Source organism: Pseudomonas sp. ADAK2 TE3594 (genome assembly GCF_053628675.1).
The window spans coordinates 4,133,622-4,150,188 of record NZ_JBRJGV010000001.1 but is presented as its reverse complement, the minus strand read 5'-3'; the positions used below and the strand labels follow the sequence as shown (position 1 = coordinate 4,150,188).

The following is a 16,567-nucleotide window of genomic DNA, read 5'->3' as shown; positions in this document are numbered from 1 at the left end:
GGGCTCTTTTGATCGGGTACATATCCGTTTCTGCGGTAGCGACGGCTGGCGGTTTCGCTTTTACAGCGAGTTACTTTCGCGCTTTTCGAAAGTGACTCGCTGTAAAAGCGAAACCAATAGAAGCCGTGATCGCAGAAACGGATATGTACACCATCAAGATAGAGACCTATGCCTCCATAACCTCCCCAGGCAAGCTCCGCAACCACAGGTCTTTACGTCTCCCCGAAATTACGGAAGGCGGTGTACAATTCCGTTTTTATACCCTTGTCGATCATGCGAAGGATTTTCCGGATGTTGCCGCGCTTTCCCGCCGTCACCCGCTGCCTGTCTCTTGCCGCCCTCTGTGTCGCGGGTCCGGTAGCAGCATTGGAGCTACCCCTGCCACCACCCGGTGAAGATATCATCGGTCAGGTGCAAGTGATCAAGGCCAAGTACGAAGACACCTTCGCCGACCTTGGCACCACCTACGATCTGGGCTATTCGGAAATGGTCGCGGCCAACCCGGGTGTTGATCCATGGCTGCCGGGCGCAGGTACCGAAATCGTCCTGCCGACGCGCTTCATCCTGCCGCCGGGCCCCCGTGAAGGCATCGTCATCAACCTGGCTGAATACCGTCTTTACTATTTCCCGAAAGGCCGGAACGTGGTGTACACCTTCCCGCTGGGTATCGGCCGTGAAGGCTGGGGCTCGCCAATTGCCCACACCAGCATCATCGCCAAGACGCCGAACCCGACCTGGACGCCTCCAGCGTCGATCAAGGCCGAGCACGCCGCTGATGGCGACCCGCTGCCGAATGTGGTGCCAGCCGGCCCGGACAACCCGCTGGGGCCGTTCAAGTTCACACTGGGCACTCCGGGCTACCTGATCCACGGTTCGAACAAGAAGTTCGGTATCGGCATGCGCACCAGCCACGGTTGCTTCCGCATGTTCAACAACAACGTGCTGGAAATGGCCAGCATGGTGCCGGTAGGGACGTCGGTGCGCATCCTCAACGACCCGTACAAGTTCGGCCTCAGTGGCGGCAAGGTTTATCTGGAAGCGCACACGCCGCTGGACGACAAGGGCAACCCTTCGGTAGTCGACAAGCACACCGCAGTGATCAATGCGATGCTCAAGCGTGAGGACATCACTAACAACTTGCGCATGAACTGGGATGTTGTGCGTGACGTGGTTGCCGCTGAAGATGGCCTGCCGGTGGAAATCGCCGTACCGAATGCGTCGGCGCCGATGGTATCGAGTGCACCGATCGACCTGCAGCAGTAACGCGTTAAAAGCAACCCGCCGACGCAGGCCGCGTCGGCGGGTTTTTTATGGCCTGCAGAAACAGCGGGCAATAAAAAAGCCGACCCAAAAAATGGGTCGGCTTGATAACAATCCCGAAGGACTATTACTTGCGGCTAGCTTTTTCCAGCATGCGCAGAGCACGCTCGTTAGCTTCGTCAGCAGTCTGTTGTGCTTTTTGAGCAGCAGCCAGAGCTTCATCAGCTTTACGGTAAGCTTCGTCTGCACGAGCCTGGGAGCGAGCTGCTGCGTCTTCAGTAGCAGTCAGACGTGCTTCGGTTTCTTTCGATACGCTGCTGCAACCGGTAGCCAGAACTGCGGCCAGAGCCAGAGCAGAGAATTTCAGAACGTTGTTCATCGTGTTCCCCTTCAAGGACTTTCTATTAAGTAGCTGTCTCCTCAGAGTGAGGAAATAGCCGGCGTACATACTACCCATTACTTGTAGTAAGTAAACTGACGTAGAGCAAGAAGCAAAAAAAATTGTAGGCGTTGATTCTTTTTCGAGCAACTTTTAACTGCATTGTATAAAAAATATCCAGCTGCGAGGCCCGAGCTGAGCGAGCTTCTGGAGAAAAGTTCCCGGTGTCGGCAGCTGTTTTTCAGTCTAGGCTAAAGTCTGTCTAGATGGGATCGTCCACACTTTTGTTCGGATTTTGCGCAGCGGCTCTCATATCTTTATCCATGTTGAGGTGACTTAAACAAAGCGCGCTCGTCTTAAGTCTCAATATCCGGCAATGTTCAGGCCTGGACCCGGGAAGATCCCGGTCGAGCCGTCCCTGCATTACCCCAAGCAGCACCCGCCTGCCAGCATGACGAGCGTCCCTTGAGCATTTCTGCCAATGGTGCCTACTATTTGATACGTGCTCGGTTGCGCGAGATTGGTGTTGCTCTCTCGGTGTCCATTCAGGCACAGGGTGGCGTAGATGTTCCTTCGCCGGAAAAACATCGGTAAGGTAGGGGTCAGAATTAAAGACCCGCGAGGAGTAGTGATGAGCGAGGCGTTGTCCATCCACCATGACCAGGCTGGTCATCAGTTCGAGACCACTGTGGACGGTTATCGTGCCTACCTGACCTATATGGATCTGGGGAAACAGACCCTGGATATTTATCGTACCTTTGTGCCCAACGCACTGCGTGGTCGCGGCATCGCGGCGGCGTTGACCGAGCAGGCACTGCAATACGCCGAGGAAATGGGCTACACAGTCATTCCATCGTGTTCCTATGTGGAGCGCTACATGGAGCGTCACGCGCGGCATGCCGCCAAGCTGTGAACAAAGCGAACGCATAAAAAAACGCCAGGTTTAAGCCTGGCGTTTTTTTTTGCGTGAAACGGTGATCAGCTGCGATCGCGTTTAGGCAACACATCCTTGAGCTTGGCGTGCATGCTGCGCAAGGTGTTTTCGGTGGCGGTCCAGTCGATGCAGGCATCGGTGATCGACACGCCGTATTGCAGGTCGGCGAGGTCTTTCGGGATCGCCTGGCAGCCCCAGTTCAAGTGACTTTCGACCATCAGGCCGATGATCGACTGGTTGCCTTCGAGGATCTGGTTGGCGACGTTCTCCATCACCAGCGGTTGCAGGGCCGGGTCCTTGTTGGAGTTGGCGTGGCTGCAGTCGACCATGATGTTCGGCTTGATCTTCGCTTTGTTCAGCGCTTGCTCGCAGAGCGCGACGCTGACCGAATCGTAGTTCGGTTTGCCGTTACCGCCGCGCAACACCACGTGACCGTAGGCATTGCCCTTGGTGGTGACGATCGACACGCCACCTTCCTGGTTGATGCCCAGGAAACGGTGCGGGCTGGAGACTGACTGCAAGGCGTTGATGGCCACGGTCAGGCCGCCATCGGTGCCGTTCTTGAAGCCGACAGCCGAGGACAGGCCGGAAGCCATTTCACGGTGAGTCTGGGATTCGGTGGTGCGTGCGCCGATCGCCGACCAGCTGATCAGGTCCTGCAGGTATTGCGGGGAGATCGGGTCGAGGGCTTCGGTCGCGGTCGGCAGGCCCATCTCGGCCAGGTCCAGCAGCAACTGACGACCGATGTGCAAACCATCCTGAATCTTGAACGAGTCGTCCAGGTACGGGTCGTTGATCAAGCCTTTCCAGCCGACGGTGGTGCGTGGCTTCTCGAAATACACGCGCATGACCAGATACAGGGTATCGGACACTTCGGCCGCGAGCACTTTCAGGCGCTCGGCGTATTCGTGGGCAGCCTTGATGTCATGGATCGAGCACGGCCCGATCACGACGAACAGGCGGTGGTCGGTGCCATCAAGAATGTTGCGAATGACTTCGCGGCCCTTGGTGACGGTGCGCAGGGCAGCGTCGCTCAGAGGGATATCACGCTTGAGCTGATCGGGAGTGATCAGGGTCTCGTTGGAGGCGACGTTAAGGTCGTTGATCGGTAAATCAGCCATCGTTTACTCGTCAGGTCACGGGTGCCGGCCGCCAGCGATCCCCGCGCGGCGGAGCACAGCAAATTTAAGCGCGTCGGGGGAGCCCGAACCTTAGCGCGTTACACCGTGGCTCGACAATGGGTAGACGCCGGTTTCGGGGGGCATTCTCAATTAGTTTCGCGGCGGGGAAACCAATTGAGCGCGCCTCTAACCCAGCGCTGGCTGTGCAAATGCCTTGCGAACGGTGTCGTGGGAGAATTCGTCGGCATGTCGCTGGACCCATTCGAGGGCCAGTGCCTGGTTGTCATGCAAGTCGCTGTGAGTCTCATGCATGCGGCAATAGCGTTCGATCTGGCACACTTGCTCGCCCATCCGCGCACTGAACAGCGTGTGCTCGTCAACGAAAGCAATACCCACCAGATAGCCGTGCTTTCGTCGCAGGCACCAGGCCACATAGCCCAGATAACGCAAGTCCGGGTTCACGGTCGGCATGCGCACTTCCAGCGCCGTACCGTGGCGCCACGCGCGGTGATAATTGCAAGCCATGCCGCCGAGGCTGATAGTGTGCAGCTGTTGCCGCGAAATACATTCATGTCTGAGCAACGTTAATTCAACGGGTACATCGTCAGGATGAGGAAGATAACGTCCCATGAACACGGACTCCCTGTGTCGGCCATTTGACATTGTTCCTCCCAGTATAGTGGTCGAACTGGAACTGACCGATTTCGATGCCGACCAACGGCTGTTGGCGATGAGCGGCATTTCACTGGTGATTTTTACCAGCATTGGTTGCGCCTCTTGCCGCTTTGCCCGTGAGCAATTGCCCACGCTGGATCTGGCGATCGATCAACTGTGCTGGATCGATGCCGGGAACAACGGCGGTGCGGTGGAGCGTTATCAGGTATTTCATTTGCCAGCGCTGTTTGTGGTGCGCGACGGTGAGTTCTTTGGGGCACTAAAATCGCGCCTGACCAGCACCGAGCTCAATGCAGCCGTGGGGCTGGCGTTGAGTCGAATAGCAGAGGAATTACCATGATGGGGGCAGTTGCCAAGCCGACAATCGGTATTGTCGGAACCGGCGCGATCGGCGGTTTCTACGGGTTGATGCTGGCGCGTGCCGGCTTCGATGTGCATTTTCTGTTGCGCAGTGAATTTTCAGCGGTGGCCGAACGCGGGCTGCAACTCGACAGTGCGGTGCACGGCACGTTGACGTTGAAACCGGTTCAGGCCTATTCGACGGCCGAAGATATGCCGCCCTGCGACTGGTTGCTGGTGGGCACGAAAACCACCAGTAACGCGGACTTGGCGCCGACAATCATTCAAGCTGCCGCTCCGAATGCCAAAGTGCTGTTGTTGCAAAATGGCCTGGACGTCGAAGACAGCCTGCGCGACTTGCTCCCCGATTCGCTGCACTTGCTGGGTGGGCTCTGTTTTATCTGCGTCCATCGCAAGGGACCTGGCGTCATCACCCATCAGGCACTCGGCGCGGTGAATGTCGGCTACCACAGCGGCCCGGCAGTCGATGAGCAGGCGCGGATGGCGATTGTCGAGGAAGGCGCCGGACTGTTCCGCGCCGCCGGAATCGATTCCCAGGCCATGCCGAACCTGCATCAGGCGCGTTGGCAAAAACTGGTCTGGAATATCCCTTACAACGGTCTGTCGGTTCTGCTCGGGGCAAGCACCACGCCGTTGATGGCCGATACCGACTGCCGGGAGCTGATCAAGGCGCTGATGACCGAAGTGGTTCAGGGGGCAACGGCCTGTGGTCACGAAATGCCGGCCGGATATGCCGACCATCTGTTCATGGTGACTGAAAAAATGCCCGACTATTGGCCGAGCATGTACCACGACTTCCTGCACAAGCGGCCGCTGGAACTGGACGCGATCTACACTCGACCACTGGCAGCGGCGAAGGCGGCGGGATGTGAGTTGCCGCGAATAGAAGCCTTGTATCGCAGCTTGAGTTTTATCGATCGACGTAATCACTGAGTCGGTCAAAAGGAGAGGGAAGGGCATGGCCAATGGCATAGACGACAAACTGGTGTTGGCGATTTCTTCGCGAGCACTGTTCGACTTGAGTGAGAGTCACAAGGTTTATCTGTCGAGCGGCGTCGAGGCCTATCGGCAATACCAGATCGAACACGAAGACGAAATTCTCGAGCCCGGCGATGCGTTCCCGTTGGTGGAAAAACTCCTGAACCTGAATGCCAGTCTCGGCCGTGCCCGGGTCGAGGTGATCCTGGTGTCGCGCAACAGCGCCGACACCGGCCTGCGGGTTTTCAACTCGATCAACGATTCTGGCCTGGCAATCTCCCGCGCAGCGTTTTCCGGCGGGCGAAGTCCTTATCCGTACCTCAAGGCCTTTGGCTGCGACCTGTTTCTTTCGACCCATTCCGACGATGTGCGCAGTGCGCTGGATGCCGGTTTCGCCGCAGCGACTATTCTATCGGGCGGTGCCAGTCGCGCCGCCAGCGATGAATTGCGCATTGCTTTCGACGGTGACGCGGTGCTGTTTTCCGATGAGTCGGAGCGAGTCTATCAGTCGGGAGGCCTGGCGGCGTTTCAGGCCAGCGAACGCGAGTCAGCCCGCGAACCCCTTCGTGGCGGACCGTTCAAAGGCTTCCTCGCAGCGCTCAACCTTTTGCAGCGCGAGTTCCCCGATGATGCCTGTCCGATCCGGACCGCGCTGGTGACGGCGCGCTCTGCACCGGCCCATGAGCGGGTGATACGCACCTTGCGCGAATGGGACATCCGTCTGGACGAATCGCTGTTCCTCGGCGGCCTGAACAAGGCACCGTTTCTCGAAGCCTTTGCCGCCGACGTGTTTTTCGACGATCAGGCCGGCCACTGCGAGCTGGCCCGTGAAGTGGTCGCCACCGGTCACGTGCCGCATGGCATCAGTAACGAACCATCGATTTAAAGCGCTGCGGTTCAATGCATGGCGCCGAACGCCGCTCTCGCCACGGCACTGCTAAGCTGAATCAATCTCCGCCATGTTGGCATTCAGGAGGTCCCAATGATTCATTCGATGCTGTATGCCACCGACCTCGGTCTGTATGCACCTTTTGTGATGCAGCATGCGTTGGCACTGGCTCGAACATTCAATGCCGACTTGTATGTGGTGCACGCGGTTGAGCCGATGGGGTTGTTCGCCGAATCGGTGCTACAGAGTTACCTCGATGAGCAGGCCTTGAACGAGTTTCACAGTCAGGGTCTGAATACGGTGATTGCCAATATCGAGCAGCGGGTGCTCGACAGCTTTCGCGAAGAGCTGGGGGATGAGGGGGAGCAGGACCTGGAACGGATTCGGGCAGTGCGGGTGCTGCAGGGCGATCCGTCGCAGGTGATTCTCGACCAGGCGCAGAAACTCTCCGTCGATTTGCTGATCGTAGGGAGTCACAGTCATGGCGCTGGCGCGGAAACGCCATTGGGCCGAACCGCTGCGCGCGTGTTGCAACTGTCCAGGGTGCCGGTCTATCTGGTGCCGCTGACGGAACGTCGCCGCAAAGGGGATCGCTAGGATACGAATAATGGCGTTTTGATAAAAAAGTTCTAGATTTATTAATCAAACCATTAATATAGTTATATACCGTCGCTGATGCCCGTGGCGTCTACCTGCTTTGAGGGATTCATATGAAGCTTCAACAATTGCGCTACATCTGGGAAGTGGCGCACCACGACCTCAACGTTTCAGCTACAGCCCAAAGCCTCTACACCTCGCAACCGGGCATCAGCAAACAGATCCGTCTGCTGGAAGACGAATTGGGGGTCGAGGTTTTCGCCCGCAGTGGTAAGCACCTGACCCGGGTGACCCCGGCCGGCGAGCGTATCATCACCACCGCTGGTGAGATCCTGCGCAAAGTTGAAAGCATCAAGCAGATCGCCCAGGAATTCTCCAACGAGAAAAAAGGCACCCTGTCGATCGCCACCACGCACACCCAGGCGCGTTATGCGTTGCCACCGGTGATCAGCAATTTCATCAAGCAATACCCGGACGTTGCCCTGCACATGCACCAGGGCTCGCCGATGCAGATCGCCGAGATGGCCGCTGACGGCACCGTCGATTTCGCTATCGCCACCGAAGCGCTGGAGTTGTTCGGCGACCTGGTGATGATGCCGTGCTACCGCTGGAACCGCTGCGTGGTCGTGCCTCAGGGCCACCCGCTGACCAAGTTGTCGAAGCTGACTCTCGAAGCCCTGGCCGAATACCCGATCGTGACCTACGTGTTCGGTTTCACCGGCCGTTCGAAACTCGACGAAGCCTTCAGTCATCGCGGCCTGACACCGAAAGTGGTATTCACCGCCGCCGACGCCGACGTGATCAAGACTTACGTTCGTCTGGGCCTGGGCGTGGGCATCGTGGCTAAAATGGCGGTCGACACCAAGCTCGATAGCGACCTGGTGGTGCTCGATGCCAGCGAGTTGTTCGAATCCAGCATTACCAAAATCGGTTTCCGTCGCGGCACGTTCCTGCGTGGCTTCATGTGCGACTTCATCGAGAAATTCGCACCGCACCTGACCCGCGAAGTCATGGCCAAGGCCATTCAGTGCCACAACAAACAGGAACTGGAAGAGCTGTTCGACGGCGTCGAACTGCCGGTGCATTAATCGTTTTTTCTACACCACCTCGGTAACAGAGAACTGTTGCCGAGCGCCCGCCACCAGAATCTCCACTTCATCCCCTTCGAACTTGCCCAGCAGGCTTTTGCCCAGCGGCGAGCGAGGGGTGATGACGGTAATCAGTTGCCCCACCAGATCAACCTTCAGCCCGGCCGCGTCAGGGGCCAGGAACAGGCATTGTTCGCGACCCTTTTCGTCTTCCAGACCGAGCAGGGCGCCGACTTCGATACCGCGCTGATCGTCATAAGGCCGTAATGTCAGATTCTGGCAAAGGGCCAATGACTGCCTGATTTCTTCCACTCGTCTGGCCTGTCCGGCCGCCAGGTAAGACGCCTCCAGCCCCAGCGTGTCGTACTTGTTTTCGGCTATGTTTTCTTCGTGGGTCGCGGTTTCGTAAGCGGTTTGCGCGGCTCGTTCGGCGATGTCGAGATCGATCCGCAGCTTGTCGATAATCAGTTGGTGGACGGTCGGCTTGTGCATAGAGAGTTTCATGATCAATCGCAGAACTGCAGGACGTTGGCGCGGCTTTTTTCGCTCGGTGCATTTTGATTCTGTTGCAGCCAGAACTGGCATTTTGGATTGGACAGATTGTGTTTGCTGCTTCTGGCCTGTTCCACCATTTGCTGCTGTTCATTCCTGCGCAGGTTGTCCTCGTACTGATCGAGCATCGGGTTTTGCGGGGCGGGTTGCTCAATCACCGGTGGCTTGGCCAGTTGCTCCACCGCTTGGGCCAAGGGCGCCAATTGCTCGTTGAACAACAGGCGCCAGGCGAGCCAGCAAGTCAGTGCAATCGCGATGAATCCCAGCCACAAACCGAGGGCAATGCTGCCGGTCAGTTGCAGCGCATTAAACTGGATCGGCAAGGGACGGCGCGGGTTGGGACGGTAGGGCATTACTGCCTCCTGGCGGGTGGTCGCGGGCAAGTGGCGATTGTCGCACGAAGATTAATCGCCGTCGGCTCTTCTGCGCGGGCTAATTTATGCGGACAATCGGCGCCTTTGCCAACGGGAGCCTGGAATGCCTGAAATGCCTCAAGTGAAAAACCGCTGGCGCTGGGATATTTTTTGCACCGTGGTCGACAACTTCGGCGACATCGGTGTGACCTGGCGCCTGGCCCGACAACTGGTGGCCGAACATGGCGCGACAGTGCGCTTGTGGGTCGACGACCTGCGAGCCTTCGAGCGTTTGTGTCCGCAGATCGATATCAACGCTGCGCAGCAGTGGCAGCAGGGCGTCGAGGTGCGACAGTGGTCGGCCGACTGGCAACTCACTGAAGCCGCTGATGTCGTCATCGCCGCATTCGCCTGCCAGTTGCCGAGTGCCTATATGGAGGCCATGGCCGAACGGGAAAAACCGCCGCTGTGGATGAACCTCGATTATCTGAGCGCCGAAGACTGGGTCGTCGGCTGCCACGGCTTGCCATCGGTAAAGTACAAGAACGTGCAGAAGTTCTTTTTCTTCCCGGGCTTTCGCAAGGGCACTGGCGGCTTGCTGCGTGAAAGCGGATTGCTGGAGCGGCGTCGGCAGTTTCAGCAAAGCCCGCAAGCTCAGCAAGAATTCCTGCAAGGCCTGGGAATTGATCGCGTGCCGAATGCCCAACTGATCTCGCTGTTTGCCTACGAAAATACCGGGCTGGCCAGTTGGCTCGACACGATGGCGGCCGACTCGACGCCGACGCATTTGCTGGTGCCCGAAGGGCGGATTCTCGGCGACGTCGAACGCTGGCTCGGGGTGGATGGGCTGAAGGCCGGTGCGGTGCATGTGCGCGACGCCTTGACCGTGCAAGTGCTGCCGTTCGTCCGACAGGATCAATATGACCTGCTGCTATGGAGCTGCGATTTCAACGCCGTGCGCGGCGAAGACTCCTTTGTCCGCGCTCAATGGGCAGGTCGGCCGTTGCTCTGGCACATCTATCGGCAGGACGAAGATATCCATCTGGACAAGCTCGACGCTTTCCTGACCCTGTACACCCAAGGCCTGTCCGAGCCTGCCCGCGAGGCGATCAGCGGTCTATGGCGGGCATGGAATGCAGGTGAGACAATGACCGATCACTGGAAATCAACCCGCAAACACTGGCCTGAACTGGAAAAACATGCCGAGACATGGTGTCTGGAACAAGCCTTGCAGGCAGATCTTGCCGCAGCGCTGGTACAGTTTTACCTAAATTGGATATGATACGCGGCCTAGATTTTTGTAAATCCCATCCAAATTCGGATATTCGCAATGAAAACTGGTAAAGAACTGAAACCCGGGATGGTGATCCGTCTCGAAAACGATCCTTGGCTGGTTCAGAAAGCTGAATTCACCAAGTCGGGTCGTAACAGCGCGATCATGAAGACCAAGCTGAAGAACCTGCTGACCGGTTACAAGACCGAGATCGTTTACAGCGCCGACGACAAACTGGACGACGTAATCCTCGACCGTAAAGAAGCGACCCTGTCCTTCATCAGCGGCGACTCCTACACGTTCATGGACACCACCGACTACACCATGTACGAGCTGAACGCTGAAGACATCGAAGCCGTTCTGCCTTTCGTTGAAGAAGGCATGACCGATGTTTGCGAAGCGATCTTCTTCGAAGAGCGTCTGGTTTCCGTAGAACTGCCGACCACTATCGTGCGTCAGGTTGACTACACCGAAGGTTCCGCTCGCGGTGACACTTCCGGCAAGGTGATGAAGCCTGCCAAACTGAAGAACGGTACCGAACTGTCGGTTGCTGACTTCATCGAAATCGGCGACATGATCGAGATCGATACCCGCGAAGGCGGTTCCTACAAAGGCCGTGCCAAATAAGCACAGCCTCAGGAATGAAAAAGCCCGACCATTGAGTCGGGCTTTTTTGTGCGTGCCCTTGTAGGAGCGAGGCTTGCCCGCGAAGGCGATTAATCATTCGACATTGATGCCGACTGACACTACGCCTTCGCGGGCAAGCCTCGCTCCTACAAGGGGTATGTTATTTCTTCAAATGCTGCTTGAGCTCTTCAGACGCCTGCAACATCGCCGAACGCACCGCGGGCACCTGGCTCACCACATTGAGCAAACCGTAGTCATGGATCATGCCGTTGTAGCGCACTGCCGTGACCGGCACACCAGCCTCATCGAGTTTGCGGGCGTAGGCTTCACCCTCATCGCGCAATACATCGGCGCCGGCTGTCTGCACCAGCGCGGGTGGCAAGCCCTTGAGTTGCGCAGTGGTCGCCCGCAGCGGTGACGCGTAGATCTCGTTCCGTTGCTTGGCGTCGGTGGTGTAGTTGTCCCAGAACCACTTCATCATGTTTTTGGTGAGGAAGTGCCCCTCGGCGAACTGGTTATAGGACGCCGTCTCGAAGCTGGCATCAGTCACCGGCCACAACAACACCTGGAACCTGATCGCCGGCGTGCCTTTATCCTTGGCCATCAGCGCAACCACGGCTGCCATGTTGCCACCGACACTGTTGCCGGCCACGGCCAGACGTTTGCCGTCAACGTTGATCTCTTTACCGTGTTCGGCCACCCACTTCGTTGCGGCGTAGGCCTGGTTGATGGCCACCGGGTAATGCGCTTCCGGCGACGGGGTGTAATTGACGAACACCGCCGCCGCGCCCGAACCCGTTACCAAGTCTCGAACCAGCCGTTCGTGGGTCGGGAAGTCCCCCAGCACCCAACCACCACCGTGGAAGAACATGAACACCGGCAGCTCGCCTTTGGCCCCGGCCGGCCGAACGATGGTCAGGCTGATCGGTTGGCCTTCGACCTGGATGGTCTTCTCGCTGACATCGGCTTTTGGCAGCGTCAGTTTCACCCCGGCCTGCGCACCCACCAACACCGCGCGGGCATCGGCAGGCGTGAGCTGTTCCATCGGTTTGCCGGTGCCGGCATTCAGTACATCGAGGAACGCCTGGGTGTTGTGTTCAACCCCGTTGCCTGCGAATGCACTGTTGATGGACAGGGCGAGAAGAGTACCGGTCAAGACTTTGCTGAAAGTGTTCATATTCATTTCCTGTCAGGCCTTGGAGTCAGCGGTTAGACGGTAACGTGCAGGCGCACATCGACGTTGCCACGAGTGGCGTTGGAGTACGGGCAGACTTGGTGTGCAGCTTCGACCAGGCTTTGTGCATCGGCTTGTTCAAGGCCCGGCAGGCTGATGTGCAGGTCGATGTCCAGACCGAAACCGCCAGGGATCTGGCCGATGCCGACATGGGCGGTGATCGATGCGTCGTCCGGGATTTTGCGTTTGGTCTGGCTGGCGACGAATTTCAGCGCGCCGATGAAGCAGGCGGAGTAGCCAGCTGCGAACAGTTGTTCAGGGTTGGTTGCCGCACCGCCAGCACCACCGAGTTCTTTCGGGGTAGCGAGTTTGACGTCGAGGACGTTGTCGCTGGAGATCGCACGACCGTCACGGCCGCCGGTGGAGGTTGCGATTGCGGTGTAGAGAGTTTGCATGGTGTGAGCCTCGTTCGGGTTTGGATGTTCTGCGCTAAATATTTGCGCGCTAAGTAAGTGCGAAGTGAATGTAGCTCGCTAATATTTAGCGCGCAAGATAAATTTTCGAAGAAAATTGTTTTGAGTCGTAGCCCAGCAATTTGATTGTGGAGGAGAAGCTTGAGATAGAGGCTTTTGTGCGGGATTTTTGCGAAGTAAAATTTTTTGCGACGGGGAGGGCGCCTTCGCGGGCAAGCCTCGCTCCTACAGGTTTTGTGTCGCTTTATCGACCGAAAACCCGTAGGAGCGAGGCTTGCCCGCGAAGAACGATAACGCGGTCTAAAGGCTGTCTTGCAGATGGCTACGCAGCGCTTGAAGATCCGCTTGCAGCTTTTTCAACTGTTCCAGCGTTTGTCCGCTGGCGCCGAGGATGCACTGGGGAATGCCCCGCGCCTTGTCTCGCAGTGCACGGCCTTGCTCGGTCAGTTCGACAATCACTACTCGCTCGTCTTCACGGCTGCGGGTGCGGCTCAGCAGGCCTTCGGCTTCCAGGCGCTTGAGCAGCGGGGTGAGGGAGCCGGGATCGGTCAGCAGGCGGGTGCTGATTTCGCCGACCGTCAACCCATCCTTTTCCCACAACACCATCATCGCCAGGTACTGCGGATACGTCAGGCCCAGCGCTTGCAGCAGCGGCTTGTAGACCTTGGTCATCAGCAGCGAAGTGGAATGCAGGGCGAAGCAGACCTGATTGTCCAGCAGCAGGTCGTCGCAGTTATCCGGGTTGTTGCGCTCGGTGTTCATTTCAAAGCCTTGATCAGTGATCGTCATAAATCTAGCGGGCGAATCTTTAATGCGCCAGATAATTCTGGACTAGTGGCGGTCCAGGTTGGTTTGCAGCGCCAGATCCCACGGCGGGATAGGGCTGAAACGGGTTTTCAGGTATTCCAGCAACAAGCGGCTGCGCGAACTGGGTTGCTGCTCCAGGCGCAACGCATAAATGCCGGTGCTTTCCGGTTTTGGCAGACCGTTTTCGCAAAACAGCGGCAGCAGTTCGCCGCGTAACAAATATTCGCTGGCCAGCCAGGTCGGTAAATGCGCGATGCCCAACCCGGCCAGTGCGCCGCAGACCAGTGCCTCGGCATTGTTGGCACTCATGCGGATTCGCGCTGGCCGGTGCAAGTGCATCTGTCCATCCCGCTCGAAGCGCCAGGCGAAGGGTGGAGCCAGGCCTTCCCAGTCGAGGCCATCATGATCGACCAACTGCGCCGGATCGGTTGGCACACCACGCCGTTGCAGGTAATCGGGGCTGGCGCAGGCGATGCGCACCATGCTCGCCAGCGGCGTCGCCACCAGTCGGGTATCGGCCATCTGCCCGGCACGTAATACCAGATCGACCTTGCCCAGATTCGAGCCCTGCATGTCGACAAAGCTGTCGATCAGGTGCAATTGCACGTCGAGGCCAGGGTAAAGCGTCAGGAAGTCGGCAATCACCGGCGCCAGGTGTCGTCTTCCGAACGCTGCCGGCGCATCCACCCGAATCAAGCCTTCCGGTGCACTGCTAAGAGACACCGCTTCCGCCCGGGCCAGGCGCAGTTCAGCGACGATCCGCCGCGCACGCTCAGCAAAAGCCAGACCGGCCGGGGTAGCGCGCACGGCATGGGTGCTACGAATGAACAACTGGCTGCCGACGGCGCTTTCAAGGCTATCGATGCGTCGTGCCACTGCCGAAGGCGTCAATGGATGACGGCGGGACGCGGCGGAAAAACTGCCGCTTTCCAGCACATCGAGAAACAGGCCAAGTTGTTCGGTCAATTGATTGGGGTTCATGGTTCGTCGGCGCTTGTGCGAAATTGGCACAGCCATTGTGCGTTGCTGTGCGTTTCCCCGCCAGAGCCGACTGCGTAGGATGAACAGCCTGACAAAAGGAAATCGCCTGTGATTGAGTTCTTGTTGTATCTGGTTTTTGGCGCGGCCTTGGGAACCCTCGGCGGCCTGTTCGGCATTGGTGGCGGGTTGGTCGCGATCCCGCTGCTGGGCGTGTGGTTCGGTCTCGATCAGCAGATTGCCCAAGGCACTGCACTGGTGATGGTGGTGCCGAACGTGATGCTGGCGCTGTGGCGCTATCACCAGCGCAATCGCATCGAATTGCGGCATGCGCTGCCACTGGCCTCGATGGGGTTCTGCTTTGCCTGGATCGGTTCGATCTGGGCGGTGGGTATCGATGCGCAAACCATGCGCTTGGGCTTCGTCGCTTTCCTGATCGCGCTGTCGGTCTACAACCTGATGCGAATGTTCACCACCAACGCACCGGCCTCTTCGCAGATGCGCTATTCCTGGCCGTGGCTGGGTGTGCTCGGCGCGGCTTCCGGGACGATGGGCGGATTATTTGGAGTGGGCGGGGCGGTGGTGGCAACGCCGGTGTTGACCAGCCTGTTCGGTACCACTCAAGTGGTTGCCCAGGGGTTGGCGCTGGCGCTGGCGTTGCCGAGTACGGGCGTCACCCTGGCGACTTATGCGGTGCATCATCAGGTGCATTGGGCGATTGGTGTGCCGTTGGCGGTCGGTGGATTGATGAGCATCAGTTGGGGCGTGAGAATTGCCCACGCATTGCCCGAGCGGCTCCTGCGCGGGCTGTTCTGTGGTTTTCTGGTGGTCTGTGCGGTGATGCTCGCGTTTAAAGTTTGAAACCTTCGACGATGTGCTCGGCCAGGCATTCGGTGATCGGCGAAGGGTTGTTCAGGTTGCGGATCAGCATGATGCTGGCTTCCGGCAACAGCGGCAGGTCTTCGTTGGCGCCGAGGATGCGCATGTCCGGTGTGATCAGGCTTTCCAGCTGCGCGGTGATCGCCAGGCCCGCGCTGACCACGGCCATCAACGCCGACAGGCTGGAGCTGTTGTAGGCAATCCGGTAGTCGCGGCCCATGGCATCCAGGGCATTGCATGCCCAGAGGCGGCAGAAACAATCGCTGTTGAACATCGCCAGCGGCAACGGTGTTTGCTCATGGGCGCTGAAGCATTGGGCTTCGGCCCAGACAAAACGCTCCTTGCGCAGCAGTTGGCCAATCTCGTTACCCGGCTCGCGGGTGACGATGGACAGGTCCAGGTCCTGGCGCTGCAACAGTTGCCGAGTCGATTCGCAATGAACCTCGATCTGGATCAGCGGGTAGAACTGCGCAAAGCGCGACAGGATGCCCGGCAGAAAACGCATGACGTAATCGTCGGGCGTGCCGATGCGCACCGTGCCGACCATGTGCGGCTCGCGCAGGGTATTGAAGACTTCGCTGTGGAGTTTGAGGATGCGCCGCGCATAGCCCAGCAATACCTGGCCTTCGGCGGTCAGCTTGACCTGGCGCCCGTCGCGTTCGAACAGCTGGCGCTGCAGCACGTCTTCTTCCAGGCGTTTCATCTGCATGCTCACCGCCGACTGGGTGCGGTTGACCATTTCACCGGCGCGGGTAAAACCGCCCTGATCGGCGATCGCGACGAAGGTGCGCAGTACATCGGTGTCGATACTGGGGTAGGCGGACATTCATCAATCTCCGAGATGTATGCCATCAGAAACATTCGTTGGATTGATCTTAGCGCTGGCGCGAGACTTGGGCCATCCCTAAAGGAGGGCTACACGATGAAAGGTCACAACGAGCATGTAACGGAACAAAAATTCTCGATCCACGCGGTATCTGATCTGCTGCACAAGTTTAGTCGCTGGTACGAACTTCACCGTGAGCGGGAAATGTTGGCGAGCTTGAGCGACGAAGCACTGAAGGATATCGGCGTGAGCCGTGCGGATGTGGAGCATGAGACGGTAAGACCGTTCTGGGATGATCCGATGCATAAATGATGATGCCATCGCTACACAAACCACTTGCGGGT

Annotated in this window: 21 protein-coding genes; 11 read left to right on the top strand and 10 right to left on the bottom strand. The window is 58.2% G+C overall.

Features of this window, described 5'->3' with window-relative positions:
• Positions 1-291 precede the first annotated feature (291 nt).
• Entirely contained in the window at positions 292-1,263 is a 972-nt protein-coding gene (locus AB7M22_RS18330) for a L,D-transpeptidase family protein (RefSeq protein WP_454187347.1), read from the top strand.
• Positions 1,264-1,387: 124 nt separating this feature from the next.
• On the opposite strand, the gene oprI is transcribed toward AB7M22_RS18330, so the two are convergent.
• On the bottom strand, positions 1,388-1,639 hold the full coding sequence (gene oprI / locus AB7M22_RS18325) for an outer membrane lipoprotei OprI (RefSeq protein WP_003172710.1): 252 nt from the start codon (positions 1,637-1,639) through the stop codon (positions 1,388-1,390).
• 631 nt (positions 1,640-2,270) lie between these two features.
• Here oprI and AB7M22_RS18320 point away from each other — a divergent pair.
• Positions 2,271-2,552: a GNAT family N-acetyltransferase gene (locus tag AB7M22_RS18320; RefSeq protein WP_007899932.1), complete on the top strand. Its 282-nt coding sequence runs from the start codon at positions 2,271-2,273 to the stop codon at positions 2,550-2,552.
• A gap of 65 nt (positions 2,553-2,617) precedes the next feature.
• Here AB7M22_RS18320 and AB7M22_RS18315 read toward each other — a convergent pair whose 3' ends face one another.
• Positions 2,618-3,694, bottom strand: coding sequence for a 3-deoxy-7-phosphoheptulonate synthase (locus tag AB7M22_RS18315; protein ID WP_008009435.1), 1,077 nt, complete (start codon positions 3,692-3,694; stop codon positions 2,618-2,620).
• Positions 3,695-3,880: 186 nt separating this feature from the next.
• Complete coding sequence (locus AB7M22_RS18310; protein ID WP_081499846.1) at positions 3,881-4,324, bottom strand: PilZ domain-containing protein; 444 nt, start codon at positions 4,322-4,324, stop codon at positions 3,881-3,883.
• On the opposite strand from AB7M22_RS18310, the gene AB7M22_RS18305 reads away from it, so the two are divergent.
• From AB7M22_RS18305 to cysB, 5 genes are all read left to right on the top strand, one after another.
• The gene (locus AB7M22_RS18305; RefSeq protein WP_454187346.1) at positions 4,323-4,709 is read left to right on the top strand and encodes a thioredoxin; all 387 of its coding nucleotides are present in this window, start codon (positions 4,323-4,325) and stop codon (positions 4,707-4,709) included. The two genes, AB7M22_RS18310 and AB7M22_RS18305, sit on opposite strands and share 2 nt — an antisense overlap.
• Positions 4,706-5,662 carry a putative 2-dehydropantoate 2-reductase gene (locus AB7M22_RS18300; RefSeq protein ID WP_454187345.1) on the top strand — a complete coding sequence of 319 codons (957 nt, stop codon included), beginning with the start codon at positions 4,706-4,708 and terminating at the stop codon, positions 5,660-5,662. Before AB7M22_RS18305 ends, AB7M22_RS18300 begins: the two co-directional genes overlap by 4 nt.
• A 25-nt stretch (positions 5,663-5,687) precedes the next feature.
• The gene (locus AB7M22_RS18295) at positions 5,688-6,593 is read left to right on the top strand and encodes a 5'-nucleotidase (protein WP_454187344.1); all 906 of its coding nucleotides are present in this window, start codon (positions 5,688-5,690) and stop codon (positions 6,591-6,593) included.
• Positions 6,594-6,689: 96 nt separating this feature from the next.
• Positions 6,690-7,193, top strand: coding sequence for a universal stress protein (locus tag AB7M22_RS18290; protein ID WP_008009427.1), 504 nt, complete (start codon positions 6,690-6,692; stop codon positions 7,191-7,193).
• Between the two features lie 113 nt (positions 7,194-7,306).
• Entirely contained in the window at positions 7,307-8,281 is a 975-nt protein-coding gene (cysB, locus tag AB7M22_RS18285; RefSeq protein WP_007899921.1) for an HTH-type transcriptional regulator CysB, read from the top strand.
• A 9-nt stretch (positions 8,282-8,290) separates the two neighbouring features.
• Here cysB and AB7M22_RS18280 read toward each other — a convergent pair whose 3' ends face one another.
• Both AB7M22_RS18280 and AB7M22_RS18275 read right to left on the bottom strand, forming a co-directional pair.
• Complete coding sequence (locus AB7M22_RS18280; protein WP_454187343.1) at positions 8,291-8,773, bottom strand: GreA/GreB family elongation factor; 483 nt, start codon at positions 8,771-8,773, stop codon at positions 8,291-8,293.
• A 14-nt stretch (positions 8,774-8,787) separates the two neighbouring features.
• The gene (locus AB7M22_RS18275) at positions 8,788-9,186 is read right to left on the bottom strand and encodes a hypothetical protein (protein ID WP_008009422.1); all 399 of its coding nucleotides are present in this window, start codon (positions 9,184-9,186) and stop codon (positions 8,788-8,790) included.
• Positions 9,187-9,310: 124 nt separating this feature from the next.
• Here AB7M22_RS18275 and earP point away from each other — a divergent pair, with 124 nt between their 5' ends.
• Both earP and AB7M22_RS18265 read left to right on the top strand, forming a co-directional pair.
• Positions 9,311-10,468 carry an elongation factor P maturation arginine rhamnosyltransferase EarP gene (gene earP / locus AB7M22_RS18270; protein ID WP_454187342.1) on the top strand — a complete coding sequence of 386 codons (1,158 nt, stop codon included), beginning with the start codon at positions 9,311-9,313 and terminating at the stop codon, positions 10,466-10,468.
• Between the two features lie 48 nt (positions 10,469-10,516).
• Positions 10,517-11,086 carry an elongation factor P gene (locus AB7M22_RS18265; RefSeq protein ID WP_007899917.1) on the top strand — a complete coding sequence of 190 codons (570 nt, stop codon included), beginning with the start codon at positions 10,517-10,519 and terminating at the stop codon, positions 11,084-11,086.
• A 160-nt stretch (positions 11,087-11,246) separates the two neighbouring features.
• Here the strand turns inward: AB7M22_RS18265 and AB7M22_RS18260 are convergent, their stop codons facing one another.
• From AB7M22_RS18260 to AB7M22_RS18245, 4 genes are all read right to left on the bottom strand, one after another.
• The gene (locus tag AB7M22_RS18260; RefSeq protein WP_454187341.1) at positions 11,247-12,263 is read right to left on the bottom strand and encodes an alpha/beta hydrolase fold domain-containing protein; all 1,017 of its coding nucleotides are present in this window, start codon (positions 12,261-12,263) and stop codon (positions 11,247-11,249) included.
• 32 nt (positions 12,264-12,295) lie between these two features.
• Positions 12,296-12,715: an organic hydroperoxide resistance protein gene (locus AB7M22_RS18255; RefSeq protein ID WP_008009416.1), complete on the bottom strand. Its 420-nt coding sequence runs from the start codon at positions 12,713-12,715 to the stop codon at positions 12,296-12,298.
• 318 nt (positions 12,716-13,033) lie between these two features.
• Complete coding sequence (locus AB7M22_RS18250) at positions 13,034-13,495, bottom strand: MarR family winged helix-turn-helix transcriptional regulator (protein WP_007899914.1); 462 nt, start codon at positions 13,493-13,495, stop codon at positions 13,034-13,036.
• A gap of 69 nt (positions 13,496-13,564) precedes the next feature.
• Positions 13,565-14,521, bottom strand: a complete 957-nt coding sequence (locus AB7M22_RS18245) for a LysR family transcriptional regulator (protein ID WP_123723193.1) — start codon at positions 14,519-14,521, stop codon at positions 13,565-13,567.
• A 108-nt stretch (positions 14,522-14,629) separates the two neighbouring features.
• On the opposite strand from AB7M22_RS18245, the gene AB7M22_RS18240 reads away from it, so the two are divergent.
• Positions 14,630-15,379: a sulfite exporter TauE/SafE family protein gene (locus AB7M22_RS18240; protein WP_454187340.1), complete on the top strand. Its 750-nt coding sequence runs from the start codon at positions 14,630-14,632 to the stop codon at positions 15,377-15,379.
• Here the strand turns inward: AB7M22_RS18240 and AB7M22_RS18235 are convergent.
• On the bottom strand, positions 15,369-16,223 hold the full coding sequence (locus tag AB7M22_RS18235; protein ID WP_007899911.1) for a LysR substrate-binding domain-containing protein: 855 nt from the start codon (positions 16,221-16,223) through the stop codon (positions 15,369-15,371). The genes AB7M22_RS18240 and AB7M22_RS18235 overlap by 11 nt on opposite strands.
• Positions 16,224-16,319: 96 nt before the next feature.
• Here AB7M22_RS18235 and AB7M22_RS18230 point away from each other — a divergent pair, with 96 nt between their 5' ends.
• Positions 16,320-16,535: a DUF1127 domain-containing protein gene (locus AB7M22_RS18230; RefSeq protein WP_032835366.1), complete on the top strand. Its 216-nt coding sequence runs from the start codon at positions 16,320-16,322 to the stop codon at positions 16,533-16,535.
• Positions 16,536-16,567 lie beyond the last annotated feature (32 nt).

Coding starts and splice junctions, on each gene's coding strand:
- AB7M22_RS18310 (WP_081499846.1), bottom strand. CDS start 4,324: ATGGGACGTTATCTTCCTCATCCTGACGATGTACCCGTTGAATTAACG.
- oprI (WP_003172710.1), bottom strand. CDS start 1,639: ATGAACAACGTTCTGAAATTCTCTGCTCTGGCTCTGGCCGCAGTTCTG.
- AB7M22_RS18320 (WP_007899932.1), top strand. CDS start 2,271: ATGAGCGAGGCGTTGTCCATCCACCATGACCAGGCTGGTCATCAGTTC.
- AB7M22_RS18300 (WP_454187345.1), top strand. CDS start 4,706: ATGATGGGGGCAGTTGCCAAGCCGACAATCGGTATTGTCGGAACCGGC.
- AB7M22_RS18315 (WP_008009435.1), bottom strand. CDS start 3,694: ATGGCTGATTTACCGATCAACGACCTTAACGTCGCCTCCAACGAGACC.
- AB7M22_RS18265 (WP_007899917.1), top strand. CDS start 10,517: ATGAAAACTGGTAAAGAACTGAAACCCGGGATGGTGATCCGTCTCGAA.
- AB7M22_RS18275 (WP_008009422.1), bottom strand. CDS start 9,186: ATGCCCTACCGTCCCAACCCGCGCCGTCCCTTGCCGATCCAGTTTAAT.
- AB7M22_RS18250 (WP_007899914.1), bottom strand. CDS start 13,495: ATGAACACCGAGCGCAACAACCCGGATAACTGCGACGACCTGCTGCTG.
- AB7M22_RS18230 (WP_032835366.1), top strand. CDS start 16,320: ATGAAAGGTCACAACGAGCATGTAACGGAACAAAAATTCTCGATCCAC.
- AB7M22_RS18295 (WP_454187344.1), top strand. CDS start 5,688: ATGGCCAATGGCATAGACGACAAACTGGTGTTGGCGATTTCTTCGCGA.
- AB7M22_RS18305 (WP_454187346.1), top strand. CDS start 4,323: ATGAACACGGACTCCCTGTGTCGGCCATTTGACATTGTTCCTCCCAGT.
- AB7M22_RS18280 (WP_454187343.1), bottom strand. CDS start 8,773: ATGCACAAGCCGACCGTCCACCAACTGATTATCGACAAGCTGCGGATC.
- earP (WP_454187342.1), top strand. CDS start 9,311: ATGCCTGAAATGCCTCAAGTGAAAAACCGCTGGCGCTGGGATATTTTT.
- AB7M22_RS18245 (WP_123723193.1), bottom strand. CDS start 14,521: ATGAACCCCAATCAATTGACCGAACAACTTGGCCTGTTTCTCGATGTG.
- AB7M22_RS18260 (WP_454187341.1), bottom strand. CDS start 12,263: ATGAACACTTTCAGCAAAGTCTTGACCGGTACTCTTCTCGCCCTGTCC.
- cysB (WP_007899921.1), top strand. CDS start 7,307: ATGAAGCTTCAACAATTGCGCTACATCTGGGAAGTGGCGCACCACGAC.
- AB7M22_RS18255 (WP_008009416.1), bottom strand. CDS start 12,715: ATGCAAACTCTCTACACCGCAATCGCAACCTCCACCGGCGGCCGTGAC.
- AB7M22_RS18235 (WP_007899911.1), bottom strand. CDS start 16,223: ATGTCCGCCTACCCCAGTATCGACACCGATGTACTGCGCACCTTCGTC.
- AB7M22_RS18290 (WP_008009427.1), top strand. CDS start 6,690: ATGATTCATTCGATGCTGTATGCCACCGACCTCGGTCTGTATGCACCT.
- AB7M22_RS18330 (WP_454187347.1), top strand. CDS start 292: ATGTTGCCGCGCTTTCCCGCCGTCACCCGCTGCCTGTCTCTTGCCGCC.